The sequence below is a fragment of the Bosea vaviloviae genome (assembly GCF_001741865.1).
Taxonomy (GTDB): domain Bacteria; phylum Pseudomonadota; class Alphaproteobacteria; order Rhizobiales; family Beijerinckiaceae; genus Allobosea; species Allobosea vaviloviae.
On record NZ_CP017147.1, the window covers coordinates 651690 to 666945 of the forward strand.

A 15256-nucleotide genomic window follows, 5' to 3' on the forward strand; every position below is an offset into this window, starting at 1 on the left:
CGATCATGACACGCTGATGACGTGGGTGAGACAGATGCTTCACAGCCGGCCGATAATAGCACGAACCCGCTCGAAAAACGCTTGGCGGGTCTCCGGCGTCGCGCGGTTCATGTCGTAATGCGCCAGATAGAGCGGCCGTGCGCTCGGGTGGCAGACCGCGCGCAGCACCCGCCTGACCACCTTGCGCGGCGGATCGCCCATCAACAACGCGCGCCAGCGCGACCCGCCATAGGTCGTCACTGCCGCAAGCTTGCGGATGTTCCAGAGATTGGGCCTGACCTTGCCATCGACCAGCTTGAACGAGATGCCGGGCAGGAAGACCCTGTCGAAGAACCCCTTCAGGATCGCCGGATAGCCGAAATTCCAAACCGGGAAGCACAGCACCAGCGCCTCGGCTCGTTGCAGCCGCTCGACATAGCCGGCAACGGGACGCGTGTTGCTGGCGAGGTCATGATAGCCCACGCGCTCCGCCCGGCTCAGCACGGCGTCAAAACCCTCGGCATAGAGATCGCAATCGTCGACCTCGTGTCCCGCCTGCTTCAGGCTCGTCACCACGGCCTCGTGCAGCGCCGCGCCATAGCTCTCCGGGTCGGGATGGGCATAGAGCACGAGCACCCGCATCCTCAGCCCACCCCGGCTTCGGACAGGCTGCGGAACAGGAAGGTCTTGCCTGAAGCGTAATCGTAAGCCGGGTCCTCCCAGGCGATCATCTTGCCGGGGTTGAGCAGCCCTTGCGGATCGGCCTGCCGCTTGAAGGCGAGCTGGGCTTCGTCGGTCTGCTTCATGCCGCCCTCCTCCAGCGTGTAGCGATGCGGGTTGAAGATCGGCGCGCCCATCGCCTCATGGATCGCCATGATCTCCTCCAGCCGCTCTTCCGTGGTGAAGCGCACCAGCGGCAGCCCGAAGCAGGTGATCTTGCCGTCGAAGCGGACGAATTCAAGATGGCAGAGCACTTCATCACCGAAGCGCGCATGGATCGCCTCGACCAGCTCGACCTGGTTCGGGAACGGGTAGAGCACCTGGAGATAGGTGATGGCGGGGTCGACGCGCAGCGCCCTGAGCGTGGTGTGGTTCCAGCCGAGCTCATAGGCGGGCGGCAGGCCTTTCGCCTCCTCCGGGAAGAGCGTGTCCGAACGCATCAGCAACGCGGCGCCCCTGAAACGCTTGGCATAGGCGAGCAGCGAGTCGACCGCGAAATCGGCCGCCATGACGATGACGAGATGGCTGTCGCGCGGCAGGAATTTCCTGTGCCGCAGGAAATAATCATGCGGAGCCGGCGCAGCGACGACGGCAAGGTTCTTCAGCGCCAGCCCGTCCTGCTCGCCCAGCTCATTGGCGAACTCCGTCGCGGCCCGCAAACTGCCGAAGCCGAGGATGACATCGACCCAGTCGTAAGCCGGCGCCAATGGCATCTCGACCTCGGTGATGATGCCGTTGGTGCCATAGGCATGAGCGACCTTGTGCAGATCCTCGCCGCTCAGCTCCAGAATGCGCGGCGAGGCTTCCATCGTCGCGACCTTGAGCGCGATGATGTTGCCCCAGTCGCGCAATCCGCCCCATTTGATCGAGCCGACGCCGCCCGAGCCACCGGCGATGAAGCCGCCAATCGAGGCGGTCTGATAGGTCGAGGGGTGGAGCCTGAGCTCCTGGCGCGAATGCCGGCGCGTCTCGTCATCGATCCGCGCCATGATCGCACCGGGCTCGGCGACATAGCGGCCGGGCGCGATCGCCTTGACCTTGTTGAAGCCGGAGAGATCGAGCAGCACGCCGCCTGAGAGCGGCATGGCCTGGCCGTAATTGCCCGTGCCGGTGCCGCGCGGCGTCACCGGAATGCCCAGCGCATGCGCCGCAGTGAGCACCTCCAGCACCTCGGCCTCGCTCGTCGGCAACACGATGATGTCGGCCGTGACATGGTCGAGCTTGCGTTTCAGCACCGGCGAATACCAGAAGAAGTCGCGGCTCTTCTGCTTCACCAGCGCCGGGTTGTCCTCGCTGCGGATACCACCGAGGCGGGCCTTCAACGCGGCGATGTCGTAGCGTGCGGTCATGGGAGACGAGCCTCTACCGTCATGCTCGCCCTTGTGGCGAGCATCCACGTCTCGAACACCGTCCTCGACATGTGAAGACGTGGATGGTCGGGACAAGCCCGACCATGACGACAGAGGGCGATGGACGAACCGGCCATCATGCCGAACGCCCCATCAGATGATCGAGCTCGCGATGATCCGGCAGCGTCGTGTCGATCGCGCGGCCGTTCACCAGCACGGTCCTGTCGGTCTGCGGGCGGGCAAAGAACTCGGTCCAGTCGCGGGCGCGGGTCAGGATCACGTCGGCGGCTCCTCCCGGCGAGAGCACGCCGGCGCCGGTAGTGCCCATGATCGCGGCCGGCGTCCGCGCCACCGCATTCGCCCAATCGGTCCCGGAATGATCGAACTGGAGGATGCGCGTGCCCTCGCGCAGCACCTCGATCAGGTCGAGGTCGCCATAGGCATAGAACGGGTCGCGGGTGTTGTCGGAGGCGATCATCACCGGCACGCCCGCCGCCTTCAATTCATGCAGCGCCGTGACCCCGCGCCAACGCGGCGTCCGGCCGGGCGCGCGGTCCTGCAGATACATGTTGCACATCGGCAGCGAGACCACGCTGATCCCCGCCTCCCTGACCTTGGAGATGATGCGCGCCTCGTCATCAGGCTGCTGCACGGCAAGCGAACAGCAATGCCCGCACAGAATCTTGCCGGCGAAGCCATGGCGGATCGCGGCATCCGCAATGTTCTCCAGCGAACGCGCCTCAGGGTCGTTGGTCTCGTCGACATGGAAATCGAGGTCGAAGCCGTTCTCGATCGCGGTGCGGAAGACGAGGTCGAGCGCCGCATCGAGCTCCGGGATCATATGGCTGACGCAGCCGAAGATGCCGTCGCCATGCGCCTTCACGGCTGCCGTCACCGCCCGCATATGCCCGGGCTCGAGCGCGAACTGGATGCCGAACAGCGGCGATGCCTGCAATGCGATGCGACCGGCCCATTCCGCCTTGAGCTCGGCGAAGACCGGCCAGGAGATGCCGATCTGCTTGCCGAGCGAATCGAGATGTGTCCGCATCGCCGCCGTGCCATGAGCGAATGCGCCGCGCAGGCCGAATTCCATTCGCGCCCGCACGTCATCTGCGGACCAGTTCGCCTCGCGGTCGATCAGGACATTGCTCAGCGCGCCCATGAAGCTGCCGTCGGGATTACGCCGGCGCGGCCAGATATGACCCTTGTCGAGATGGACATGGCAGTCGACGAGGCGCGGCAGCACGATGCCGCCGTCGAGATCAAAGCTGGCGCTTGCCTCCAGCGGTTCGGTTCCCGCCGGCAGGATCGAGACGATACGGCCATGCTCGACGCCGATATCGACCTTCGCCAACCCGTCGCGATCGGCAGCGAGCGAAGCGCCGTCGAGCAGGCAGAGCGGCGCGCGGGCATTGCTCAGGCGAAAGGAAGCTGTGCCGGGCAGGGAAGCAAAACCGCTGGTCACGTCGTCGTCTCTCCCGCTCGGCCCTGTATCCCTATAAGCAGCGATCGATACCGGCCCGCAATGACGCGTGCAACCAAGACGGCGTCGCATCCGGGCTTGTCGCCGCCGGGCCGATCGCGCATGAGGACGGCTCGCGGACGAGACGAGGATTGTCAGACCATGCCGGATCAGGCGCGCATCATCGATGGCAAGGCGGCAGCCGCCGCGCTACGGGGCGAGATCGGCCGCGAGGTCGCGGCGATCAAGGCGGAACGTGGCCTCGCGCCCGGCCTGCATGTCGTGCTCGTCGGCGAGGATCCGGCGAGCCGTGTCTATGTCGCCTCGAAGGAAAAGCTCGCCGCCGAGATCGGCATGAACTCGGTCGCGCATCGCCTGCCCGCGGAGACCAGCGAGGCCGAGCTCCTGGCCAAGATCGCCAGCCTCAACGCCGACGATGCGGTCGACGGCATCCTGGTGCAATTGCCGCTGCCCAAGCATATCGACACCGGCGCGATCATCGATGCGATCGACCCCGCCAAGGATGTCGACGGCCTGCATCCGATCAATGCCGGCAAGCTCGCCGGCGGCAAGAACGGCCTCGTGCCCTGCACGCCGCTCGGCTGCATGCTGCTGCTGCGGCAGGCGTTGCCGACGCTGTCGGGGCTGGAGGCGGTCGTGATCGGCCGCTCCGAGCTTGTCGGCCGCCCCGTGGCGCAATTGCTGCTGCAGGCCGATTGCACGGTGACCATCGCCCATTCCCGCACGCGCGACCTCGCCGCGGTGGTGCGCCGCGCCGATATCGTCGTGGCCGCGGTCGGCCGGCCGCATTTCGTCAAGCGCGACTGGATCAAGCCCGGCGCGACCGTGATCGATGTCGGCATCAACCGCACGCCCGACGGCAAGCTGGTCGGCGATGTCGATTTCGCCGAAGCGGTCAGTGTCGCCGGCGCGATCACGCCAGTGCCGGGCGGCGTCGGCCCGATGACAATCGCCTGCCTGTTGCGCAACACGCTGACGGCGTTCAGGGCAAGGCGGGGATAAATCTCAGGCGCGCGAGCGCCGGAGCAGATCCTCGACCGCGGCGCGTAGAGCCGGCAAGTCGTCCATAACAATTGACCAGATCAGCGCCGGGTCGACGCGCCAATATTCATGCCTGATCCTGTTGCCGATCGAGCGGACGTCACTCCAAGCAATCTCCGGTCGCATTTCAAGCAGTGCGTCCGGAAGATGGCGCACGGCTTCGGAAATGATCTCGAGCGACCGCTCCGTTCCCCGCTGCAGAAAGAGCGCTGTCGCAAAGGAGGCTTGGGTGTGGCCGACAAGCTCCTGCTCAATGAGCATGATTGGGTCGAGAATCTCCTCGATGACGACGTCGCTTCGACGCACCATCAGAAGACCCGGATCGCTTCCCGTTCGATTTGCACCCGGAGCTTGGGATGCAGGCTCGATCGCGTCGTCAGATCGACGGCAACGCCGAGCTCCTCCGTAAGATAGCGCTGCATTCCTACGAGATCGAGCAGAGAGAACTTCCGGCCGGGCTCGATGTCGATGAAAATATCGATGTCGCTGTCGTCTCTCGCCTCGTTGCGAGCAGTCGAGCCATAGACGAACGCAGCCTGTGCGCCACGATCGCGCAAGATTTTGGCACGGCAGACCAATTCGGCAGTGGCTTGATCACGGTTCATGCCCATATTTTACATTAAACAGGGCCGGAAGCGAATGACGACCGCCCCTCACATATGGATCTGACGCTTGTCCACGGCGAGCGCGGCTTCCTTCACCGCTTCGGCCAGCGTCGGATGCGCATGGCAGGTGCGGGCGAGGTCCTCGGCCGAGCCGCCGAACTCCATCAGCACCGTGACCTCGGCGATCAGATCGCCGGCATGGGGGCCGATGATGTGGCAGCCGAGCACGCGGTCGCTCGCGGCATCCGCCAGGAACTTCACGAAGCCATCGGTATGGCGCATGGCGCGCGCCCGGCCATTGGCCGTGAAGGGGAACTTGCCGACCTTGTAGGCGACGCCTGCGGCCTTGAGCTCTTCCTCGGTCTTGCCGATCGCGGCGACCTCGGGAGCCGTGTAGACGATGCCGGGGATGGCGTCGTAATTCACATGGCCGGCCTTGCCGGCGATGATCTCGGCGACCGCCATGCCCTCATCCTCGGCCTTATGAGCAAGCATCGGGCCGCGCACCACGTCGCCGATGGCGTAGATGCCGGCTACATTGGTCTTGAAATGATCGTCGATGATGACGCGGCCGCGCTCGGTCGCGACGCCGGCCGCTTCCAGGCCGAGCCCGTCGGTGTTCGGGCGACGGCCGATCGCGACCAGCACGATATCGGCCGAAAGCGTCTTGGCCTCGCCCCCAGCGGCGGGCTCGACGGTGACGGTCGCGCCCTTCTTGGCCGTCTCGACCTTGGTGACCTTGGCGCCGAGCTGGAAGGTGAAGCCCTGCTTCTCCAGGATGCGCTGGAACTGCTTGGCGATCTCGCCATCCATGCCGGGCAGGATGCGGTCGAGATATTCGACCACGGTGACCTTGGCGCCGAGACGGCTCCAGACCGAACCGATCTCGAGCCCGATCACGCCGGCGCCGACCACGACCAGTTCCTTGGGAACGGCGGTCAGCTCGAGCGCGCCGGTCGAGGTCACGACGACCTTCTCATCGACGGTCACGCCAGGCAGGTTGGTAGATTCCGAGCCCGTCGCGATGACGATGGCCTTGGTCTCGAGCTCCTGCGTCTTGCCGTCCTCGGCGGTGACCACGACCTTGCCGGCCGCCGGGATCGAGGCGGTGCCGTGGAAGGGCTCGATCTTGTTCTTCTTCAGCAGGAAGGCGACGCCGTTGACGTTGGCATCGACCGTCTCCTGCTTGTGGACCAGCATCTGCTTGAGATCGAGCTTGGGCGTGCCGACCGTGATGCCGAGGCTCGGGAAGGTGTGGCTCGCCTCCTCGAACATCTCGGAGGCATGTAGCAGCGCCTTGGACGGGATGCAGCCGACATTCAGGCAGGTGCCGCCATGGGTCTTGCGCTTCTCCACCACCGCGACCTTGAGGCCGAGCTGAGCAGCGCGGATGGCGCAGACATAGCCGCCGGGGCCGGTTCCGATGACGACGAGATCGTAGGACATGGTCTCTCTTTCAGTCAGTCTTATGATTACTGCGCCAGCGGCGCGTTGAAGGCCCAGACATGGCCGAAGGGGTCGCGCAGGCGGCCGTAGCGGGCGCCCCAGAACACGTCGCTCGCCGGCATGAACACCTCGGCCCCAGCAGCCTCGGCCTTCGCCACGGCGGCGTCGACATCGGCCGGCGCCGGCAAGTTGATGCTGATCGTGATGCTCGCAGCGGCATGACCGGCCGGCGCCATGACATGCCCGCCGAACTCGGGGAACTCGTCATGCAGCATGACCTCGCTGCCGAAAAGCGCGAGATTGGCGTGCATCACCCGCAGGCCGTCATCGGCCATGGCCTTGAATGTGCACTGCGCGCCGAAGGCCTTCTCATAGAAGGCGATCGCCTCGATGCCGCCCTTGACGCAGAGATGCGGCTGGATCGGAGGGGGATTGGGTCCGAAGGCCATGTTTGATCTCCCTGCGGCTCAGATCAGCAGGCGCGCCGCCATCAGCGCCAGCCCCACCGTGGCGACGAGCCAGACCAGGCTGCGCCAATAGCGGATGCCGACCAGATAGAGCGGCAAATAGACGAGGCGGGCCGCAAGCCAAACCGCGCTTCCGAGCAGGCCTATTCCGTCCCCACGCCCGCTCGCGACCAGGGTCACCGCCAGGATCGCGAAAGCCGCATAGGTCTCCATATAGTTGCGCAGCGCCCGCTCGGCTCGCCCCGCAATGACGCCTTGCGGCCTCAACCCTTCATCGCGCGGCCCGGCATTCCAATCCGAGCCAAGCTCGCTTGTCGCCGCGATCGCCTGCGCCCCGATATGGACGAAGAGGAGCGCGACGCTCGCGACGATCAGGAAGAGCATGGGCTCGCTGTCTCAGAGGTCGAGCACGAGACGCGCCGGATCCTCCAGCGCTTCCTTGATGCGGACGAGGAAGGTCACGGCTTCCTTGCCGTCGATGATGCGGTGGTCGTAGCTGACCGCCAGATACATCATCGGCCGGATCACGATCTGGCCGCCGACGACCATCGGGCGCTCCTGGATCTTATGCATGCCCAGGATCGCCGATTGCGGCGCGTTCAGGATCGGCGTCGACATCAGCGAGCCGTAGACGCCGCCATTCGAGATGGTGAAGGTGCCGCCCTGCATGTCCTCGATCTTGAGGGCGCCGTCGCGCGCCTTCTTGCCGAGCACGCCGATCGCCTTCTCGACACCCGCAATCGAGAGCTGGTCGGCGTCGCGCACCACCGGCACGACCAGGCCCTTATCGGTGCCGACCGCGACGGCGACATGGTAGTAGTTCTTGTAGACGATGTCGGTGCCGTCGATCTCGGCGTTGACGGAGGGGATCTCCTTCAGCGCCTGCACGCAGGCCTTCACGAAGAAGCCCATGAAGCCGAGCTTCACGCCGTGCTTCTTCTCGAACACGTCCTTGTACTGGTTGCGCAGCGCCATCACCGCCGACATGTCCACCTCGTTGAAGGTGGTCAGCATCGCCGCCGTCGCCTGCGCTTCCTTGAGGCGGCGCGCGATGGTCTGGCGCAGCTTGGTCATCTTGACGCGCTCTTCGCGCGAGGCGTCATCGGGAGCGGACGGGGCGCGAACCTGGATCGGCGCAGCCGGGGCGGCGGGCGCCGGAGCAGCCGAACCGGCCGCGATCGCCGCCAGCATGTCGCCCTTGGTGACGCGGCCATCCTTGCCCGAAGCGCTGACGCTCGCCGGGTCGACGCCGCTCTCGGCCGCGAGACGGCTGACGGCGGGGCCTGAATCGGCGGCCTTCGTCGCGGGCTTGATCGTCGTGTCGCCGGCGACCTCGCCGGTCTTCTTCTCGGCGGCGGCGGTGGTCGCCTCGCCGGCTTTGCCGGCGGCCTGCGCCACAGCAGCGTCGGCCTTCTTCTCTTCGGCCTTGGCAGGAACTTCGGCCTTGGCAGGAGCAGCGGCCTTGCCGTCGCCAGCCGTGATCATGCCGAGCAGCGCGCTGACGCCGACCGTGTCGCCTTCCTTGGCGACGATCTCGCCAAGCACGCCCGCTGCCGGCGCGTTGACCTCGAGCGTGACCTTGTCGGTCTCCAGCTCGACCAAAGGCTCGTCGGCCTTCACCGCGTCGCCCGGCTTCTTGAACCACTTGCCGATCGTGGCCTCGGAAACGGATTCGCCGAGGGTGGGTACGCGGATTTCGGTCGCCATGTCAGGCCTCTGTTGGTGTCTTTGTCTGGCGTGTCGTGATGAGCGCTACTGGTGTCAGGCCGCGAAGGCTTCGTCCAGGAACGCGTTGAGCTGTGCGAGGTGCTTGGACATCAGGCCGGTCGCCGTCGCGGCCGATGCCGGGCGTCCGACATAGCGCGGCCGCTTCGACTTGACTCCGGCATGGCCCAGAACCCATTCGAGATAAGGTTCGACGAAGGTCCAGGAGCCCATGTTCTTCGGCTCCTCCTGGCACCAGACCACGTCTGCGCCCTTGAAGCGCGCCAGCTCATGCGCCAGCGACTTCAGCGGGAACGGATAGAGCTGCTCGACGCGCATCAGATAGACGTCGTCCAGCCCACGCTTCTCGCGCTCCTCCAGCAGGTCGAAATAGACCTTGCCCGAGCACAGCACGACGCGGCGGATCTTGGCGTCCTTGACCAGCTTGGTGGTCGAGCGGCCGCGCTCGGCATCGTCATGCAGCACACGATGGAAGGTCGAGCCCTCGGCGAGCTCGGCGAGGTCGGAGACGCAGCGCTTGTGGCGCAGCAGCGACTTCGGCGTCATCAGGATCAGCGGCTTGCGGAAGTCGCGCTTCAGCTGCCGGCGCAGGATGTGGAAATAGCTCGCCGGCGTCGAGCAGTTCGCCACCTGCATGTTGTCTTCCGCACACATCTGCAGGAAGCGCTCCAGCCGGGCCGAGGAATGCTCCGGCCCCTGGCCCTCATAGCCATGCGGCAGCAGGCAGACGAGGCCCGACATGCGCAGCCATTTGCGCTCGCCCGACGAGATGAACTGGTCGAACAGCACCTGCGCGCCATTGGCGAAGTCGCCGAACTGCGCTTCCCAGCAGGTCAGGGCGTTCGGCTCTGACAGCGTGTAGCCATACTCGAAGCCGAGCACCGCCTCTTCCGAGAGCATCGAGTTGATGACCTCGTAGCGCGACTGGCTCTCGCGGATATGGTTCAGCGAGGTGTGGCGCGCCTCGGTCTCCTGGTCGATCAGCACGGAATGGCGTTGGCTGAAGGTGCCGCGCTCGCAATCCTGGCCCGAGAGCCGGACCGGGTTGCCGTCGAGCAGGAGCGAGCCGAAGGCCAGCGACTCCGCCGTCGCCCAGTCGATGCCTTGCCCGGTCTCGACCGCCTTGCGGCGGTTGTCGAGGAAGCGCTGGATCGTCTTGTGGACGTTGAAGCCGGGCGGGGTCGCTGTGATCTTCTCGGTGATCTCCTTGAGAACCTCGGCGGGAACGCCGGTTGCGCCGCGACGCGGATCGTCCTCATCGGCGCGGATCGCCTTCATGCCGGCCCAGCGGCCGTCGAGCCAGTCGGCCTTGTTCGGCTTGAAGGCCTGGCCCGCATCGAATTCGATCTCGAGCTTGGCCTTCCAGGCCGCGCGCGCCTCATCGATCTCGCCGGGCTGGATCACGCCCTCGGCCTCGAGCTTGGCGGAATAGAGCTCCAGCGTCGTCTGGTGGCCGCGGATCTTGCGGTACATCAGCGGCTGGGTGAAGCCCGGCTCGTCGCCCTCGTTATGGCCGAAGCGGCGATAGCAGAACATATCGACCACGACCGGCTTGTGGAACTTCTGCCGGAACTCGATCGCGATCTTGGCAGCGAAGACGACGGCTTCCGGATCGTCGCCATTCACATGGAAGACCGGAGCCTCGACCATCTTGGCCACATCGGACGGATAGGGCGAGGAGCGCGAATAACGCGGATAGGTCGTGAAACCGATCTGGTTGTTGATGATGAAATGCACGGAGCCGCCGGTGCGATGGCCTTTCAGACCGGACAGGCCCAGGCATTCCGCCACCACGCCCTGGCCGGCGAAGGCGGCGTCGCCATGCAGCAGGAGCGGCAGCACCTTGGAGCGCTCGACGATATCGCCGAACTGGTCCTGCTTGGCGCGGACCTTGCCGAGCACGACGGGGTCGACGATCTCGAGATGCGACGGGTTGGCGGTCAGCGAGACGTGGACATTGTTGCCGTCGAACTCACGGTCGCTGGAGGCGCCGAGATGGTACTTGACGTCGCCCGAACCCTCGACGTCGTCGGGAGCGAAGGAGCCGCCCTTGAACTCGTGGAACAGCGCGCGGTGCGGCTTGCCCAGAACTTGGGTCAAGACGTTGAGGCGGCCGCGATGGGCCATGCCGAAGACGATGTCGCGCACGCCCAGCGCGCCGCCGCGCTTGATGATCTGCTCCAGCGCCGGGATCAGGGATTCAGCCCCATCGAGGCCGAAGCGCTTGGTGCCGGTGTATTTCAGGTCGATGAACTTCTCGAAGCCCTCGGCCTCGACGAGCTTGTTCAGGATCGCCTTCTTGCCCTCGCGGGTGAAGGCGATCTCCTTGTCGGGGCCCTCGATCCGCTCCTGCAGCCACGCCTTCTGCTCCGGATCGGAGATGTGCATGAACTCGATGCCGACCGTGCTGCAATAAGTGCGCTGCAGGATCGCGGTCATCTCGCGGATCGTGGCGAACTCCATGCCGAGCACGTTGTCGATGAAGATCTTGCGGTCGAGATCGGCCTCGGTGAAACCGAAAGCGGCCGGCGAGAACTCCTCGGGATCCCGGGCCTGCTCGATCCCCAGCGGATCGAGCTTGGCGTGGAGATGGCCGCGCATGCGGTAGGCGCGGATCAGCATGATGGCGCGCACGGAATCGCGCGTCGCCTGCTGCACGTCAGACGCACTCAGGGCGGTGCCGGCGGCCTTGGCCTTGGCGCCGAGCTTGTCGGAGACAACCTTCTCGACGACAGCCCAGTTGCCGTCGAGCGCCGAGACCAGCTCGCCATTGGCATGGACCGGCCAGTTCGGCTTGGTCCAGGACGCGCCCTTGGCGTTCTGGATGATGGCCGAGCCCTCATCCTTCAGCCCGGCGAAGAAACCCTGCCACTGCTCGTCGACCGATTTCGGATCGGCCTGATAGCGGGCGTAGAGATCTTCGATATAGGCTGCGTTGCCGCCATAGAGGAAACCCGTCTGGGCGAGAGCCTCGTTGATGTCCTGGCGAGCCATGATCTGTCCTGCCTCTCTTGATGCTTAGCGAATAGCGAGTGGCGAGTAGGTGGCGGCGGGCGCTCTATTCGCCATTCGCTACTCGCTATTCGCCGTTCAGCCCTTCAACACGTCGACCAAGGTCTTTCCAAGGCGCGCCGGCGAGGGCGAGACCCGGATGCCGGCCGCTTCCATGGCCGCGATCTTGTCTTCCGCGCCGCCCTTGCCGCCCGAGATGATCGCGCCGGCATGGCCCATGCGACGTCCGGGAGGCGCCGTGCGACCGGCGATGAAGCCGACCATCGGCTTCTTGCGGCCACGCTTGGCTTCGTCCTTGATGAACTGCGCCGCGTCCTCTTCCGCCGAGCCGCCGATCTCGCCGATCATCACGATCGACTTGGTGTGCTCGTCGGCCAGGAACATCTCCAGCATGTCGATGAACTCGGTGCCCTTGACCGGGTCGCCGCCGATGCCGACGGCCGTGGTCTGGCCCAGGCCCTCGCGGGTGGTCTGGAACACCGCCTCATAGGTCAGCGTGCCCGAGCGCGAGACGATGCCGACCGAACCCGGCTTGAAGATGTTGGCCGGCATGATGCCGATCTTGCTTTCGCCGGCCGTGACGACGCCGGGGCAGTTCGGCCCGATCAGGCGCGACTTGGAGCCCGACAGCGAACGCTTGACGCGCACCATGTCGAGCACCGGGATGCCCTCGGTGATGCAGATGATCAGCGGGATCTCGGCGTCGATCGCCTCGCAGATCGCGTCCGCTGCGCCCGGAGGCGGCACGTAGACGACGGACGCCGTGGCGCCGGTCTTGTCACGGGCTTCGGCGACGGTATCGAAGACCGGCAGGCCCAGATGCAGCGCGCCGCCTTTGCCCGGCGAGGTGCCGCCGACCATCTGCGTGCCATAAGCGATGGCCTGCTCGGAATGGAAGGTGCCGTTCTTGCCGGTGAAGCCCTGGCAGATGACCTTGGTGTTCTTGTCGATCAGGATGGACATGGTTTCTCCTCAGGCCTTCTTGATCGCAGCCACGATCTTCTGGGCGGCATCGTCGAGATCATCAGCGGAAATGACGTTCAGGCCGGAGGACGAGATGATGTCCTTGCCTTCCTGCACATTGGTGCCCTCGAGGCGCACCACCAGCGGAACCTGAAGGCCGACAGCCTTCACCGCGGCAATGACGCCGCGCGCGATGACGTCGCACTTCATGATGCCGCCGAAGATGTTGACCAGGATGCCCTTCACCTGCGGATCGGCGGTGATGATCTTGAAAGCCGCAGTGACCTTCTCTTCCGTGGCGCCGCCGCCGACATCGAGGAAGTTCGCCGGCTCCTCGCCATAGAGCTTGATGATGTCGAGCGTCGCCATGGCGAGGCCCGCGCCGTTGACCATGCAGCCGATCGTGCCGTCGAGCGCGATATAGGCGAGGTCATATTTCGAGGCCTCGATCTCCTTGTCGTCCTCCTCGGTCGTGTCGCGCAGCGCCACGATCTCGGGGTGGCGATAGAGTGAGTTGGAGTCGAACGAGATCTTGGCGTCCAAGCACTTGATCTGGCCCTGCGTCGTCACGATCAGCGGGTTGATCTCCAGCATGTCCATGTCCTTGGACACGAACGCCGTGTAGATCTGGCCCAGCACCGTGCCGGCCTGCTTGGCGAGATCGCCGGAGAGGCCGAGGATCCGCGCCATGGCGCGGCCGTGATGGGGCATGATGCCGGTGGCGGGATCGACCGAGAAGGTCTCGATCTTCTCCGGCGTGTCATGGGCGACGGCCTCGATGTCCATGCCGCCTTCGGTCGAGATCACGAAGGCGACGCGCGAGGTCTCGCGGTCGACCAGGGCCGAGAGGTAGAACTCCTTCTCGATGTCCGAGCCGTCCTCGATATAGAGGCGGTTGACCTGCTTGCCGGCATCGCCGGTCTGCGCGGTCACCAGCGTGTTGCCGAGCATCTCCTTGGCGTGGCTCTCGACCTCGGCGACCGACTTGGCCAGCCGCACGCCGCCCTTGGCGTCAGGGCCGAGTTCCTTGAACTTGCCCTTGCCGCGGCCGCCGGCGTGGATCTGGCTCTTCACCACATAAAGCGGTCCGGGCAGCTTCTTGGCGGCCTCGACGGCCTCGGCGACCGTCAGCGCCGGAAAACCGGCGGAGACCGGCGCGCCGAACTCCTTGAGTACCGCCTTGCCCTGATATTCGTGGATGTTCATGTGCGGGAATTCCTTGAAAGCGAATGGCGAATGGCGAGTAGCGAATGGATGATGGCAGGGGCTCTATTCGCCATTCGCCATTCGCTCTGTTTCACGCCAATGACGGATCGACAGCCTTGCAGGCGTCGATGAGGGTCTGGACCGAAGCCACCGACTTCTCCAGCATCGCCTTCTCGGCGCTGTTGAGGCGGATCTTGACGACCTTCTCGACGCCCTTGGCGCCGATCACGACCGGCACGCCGACGAACATGTCCTTGACGCCGTACTGGCCCTTGAGCGCCGCCGCCGCCGGCAGGACGCGCTTCTGGTCCTTGAGATAGCTTTCGGCCATCGCGATCGCGGACGCCGCGGGCGCATAGAAGGCCGAGCCGGTCTTGAGCAGGTTGACGATCTCGCCGCCGCCCTTGCGGGTACGCTCGACGATGGCGTCGAGGCGTTCCTGGGTGGTCCACTTCATCTTGACGAGGTCGGGCAGCGGGATGCCGGCAACGCCGGAGTAGCGCACGAGCGGCACCATGTCGTCGCCATGGCCGCCGAGCACGAAGGCCGAGACGTCCTTGACCGAGACCTTGAACTCATCGGCGAGGAAATGGCGGAAGCGCGCGCTGTCGAGCACGCCGGCCATGCCGCAGATCATGTTGGGCTTGAGGCCGGAGAACTTCTGCAGCGCCCAGACCATGGCGTCGAGCGGGTTGGTGATGCAGATGACGAAGGCCTTGGGGGCGTAGGTCTTGATGCCCTCGCCGACCGACTTCATCACCTTGAGGTTGATGCCGATCAGATCGTCGCGGCTCATGCCGGGCTTGCGCGGCACGCCGGCGGTGACGATGATCACGTCGGCGCCCTTGATGTCCTCATAGGACTGCGTGCCGGTATAGCTCGCGTCGAAACCGTCGACCGGCGCGGATTCGGCGATGTCGAGGCCCTTGCCTTGCGGGATGCCCTCGGCGATGTCGAACATGACGACGTCGCCCAGTTCCTTCAGACCGGCCAGGTGCGCGAGCGTTCCGCCGATCTGGCCGGCGCCGATGAGGGCAATCTTCTTGCGGGCCATATCCTAGTCCTTGTCCTTAGGTGCTGCGGGAGGCCGGTGGCCGGCCGAAACCGTGGGTTTCTTTGGCCCAAACGGGGCTTTTGCCGCAACCCTGTCGTTTGCGGGGATGAAGACCGGCCTCGATGCGCGCCGGTTTGGGGCTCAACCGACCAATCGGCCTGATTTCAAGCACTTGCACCGGGCGAAAATGCGGCCGCCCTGTCCAA

The 15256-nt window shown here is 65.4% G+C and carries 14 protein-coding genes; 1 reads left to right on the forward strand and 13 read right to left on the reverse strand.

Annotation, left to right across the window (positions count from 1 at the left end; translation table 11 throughout):
• Window positions 1-39: 39 nt before the first annotated feature.
• The 3 genes from BHK69_RS03105 to BHK69_RS03115 all read right to left on the reverse strand — a co-directional run bounded on the left by BHK69_RS03105 (window position 40) and on the right by BHK69_RS03115 (window position 3513).
• A complete protein-coding gene (locus BHK69_RS03105) occupies window positions 40-621 on the reverse strand; it encodes an NAD(P)H-dependent oxidoreductase (protein ID WP_069688830.1) in 582 nt (193 codons plus the stop codon).
• A 2-nt stretch (window positions 622-623) separates the two neighbouring features.
• Complete coding sequence (locus BHK69_RS03110; protein WP_069688831.1) at window positions 624-2048, reverse strand: FAD-binding oxidoreductase; 1425 nt, start codon at window positions 2046-2048, stop codon at window positions 624-626.
• A 136-nt stretch (window positions 2049-2184) separates the two neighbouring features.
• Window positions 2185-3513 carry a cytosine deaminase gene (locus BHK69_RS03115; RefSeq protein ID WP_069688832.1) on the reverse strand — a complete coding sequence of 443 codons (1329 nt, stop codon included), beginning with the start codon at window positions 3511-3513 and terminating at the stop codon, window positions 2185-2187.
• A 159-nt stretch (window positions 3514-3672) separates the two neighbouring features.
• Here BHK69_RS03115 and folD point away from each other — a divergent pair, with 159 nt between their 5' ends.
• On the forward strand, window positions 3673-4533 hold the full coding sequence (gene folD, locus BHK69_RS03120) for a bifunctional methylenetetrahydrofolate dehydrogenase/methenyltetrahydrofolate cyclohydrolase FolD (protein ID WP_069688833.1): 861 nt from the start codon (window positions 3673-3675) through the stop codon (window positions 4531-4533).
• A gap of 3 nt (window positions 4534-4536) precedes the next feature.
• On the opposite strand, the gene BHK69_RS03125 is transcribed toward folD, so the two are convergent.
• The 10 genes from BHK69_RS03125 to mdh form a co-directional block, all read right to left on the reverse strand.
• Window positions 4537-4881: a HepT-like ribonuclease domain-containing protein gene (locus BHK69_RS03125; protein WP_069688834.1), complete on the reverse strand. Its 345-nt coding sequence runs from the start codon at window positions 4879-4881 to the stop codon at window positions 4537-4539.
• Window positions 4881-5177, reverse strand: a complete 297-nt coding sequence (locus tag BHK69_RS03130) for a nucleotidyltransferase family protein (RefSeq protein WP_069693331.1) — start codon at window positions 5175-5177, stop codon at window positions 4881-4883. The genes BHK69_RS03125 and BHK69_RS03130 overlap by 1 nt, the downstream gene beginning before the upstream one ends.
• A gap of 48 nt (window positions 5178-5225) precedes the next feature.
• Window positions 5226-6623: a dihydrolipoyl dehydrogenase gene (lpdA, locus tag BHK69_RS03135; protein WP_069688835.1), complete on the reverse strand. Its 1398-nt coding sequence runs from the start codon at window positions 6621-6623 to the stop codon at window positions 5226-5228.
• A gap of 26 nt (window positions 6624-6649) precedes the next feature.
• Window positions 6650-7072: a VOC family protein gene (locus BHK69_RS03140; RefSeq protein ID WP_069688836.1), complete on the reverse strand. Its 423-nt coding sequence runs from the start codon at window positions 7070-7072 to the stop codon at window positions 6650-6652.
• A gap of 18 nt (window positions 7073-7090) precedes the next feature.
• Window positions 7091-7474, reverse strand: a complete 384-nt coding sequence (locus BHK69_RS03145) for an MAPEG family protein (protein WP_069688837.1) — start codon at window positions 7472-7474, stop codon at window positions 7091-7093.
• A gap of 12 nt (window positions 7475-7486) precedes the next feature.
• A complete protein-coding gene (gene odhB / locus BHK69_RS03150) occupies window positions 7487-8797 on the reverse strand; it encodes a 2-oxoglutarate dehydrogenase complex dihydrolipoyllysine-residue succinyltransferase (protein WP_069688838.1) in 1311 nt (436 codons plus the stop codon).
• A 54-nt stretch (window positions 8798-8851) separates the two neighbouring features.
• Window positions 8852-11809, reverse strand: coding sequence for a 2-oxoglutarate dehydrogenase E1 component (locus BHK69_RS03155; RefSeq protein ID WP_069688839.1), 2958 nt, complete (start codon window positions 11807-11809; stop codon window positions 8852-8854).
• 96 nt (window positions 11810-11905) lie between these two features.
• A complete protein-coding gene (gene sucD, locus BHK69_RS03160; RefSeq protein ID WP_069688840.1) occupies window positions 11906-12790 on the reverse strand; it encodes a succinate--CoA ligase subunit alpha in 885 nt (294 codons plus the stop codon).
• Window positions 12791-12799: 9 nt separating this feature from the next.
• Complete coding sequence (sucC, locus tag BHK69_RS03165) at window positions 12800-13996, reverse strand: ADP-forming succinate--CoA ligase subunit beta (RefSeq protein ID WP_069688841.1); 1197 nt, start codon at window positions 13994-13996, stop codon at window positions 12800-12802.
• Between the two features lie 91 nt (window positions 13997-14087).
• Window positions 14088-15050: a malate dehydrogenase gene (mdh, locus tag BHK69_RS03170; RefSeq protein WP_069688842.1), complete on the reverse strand. Its 963-nt coding sequence runs from the start codon at window positions 15048-15050 to the stop codon at window positions 14088-14090.
• Window positions 15051-15256 lie beyond the last annotated feature (206 nt).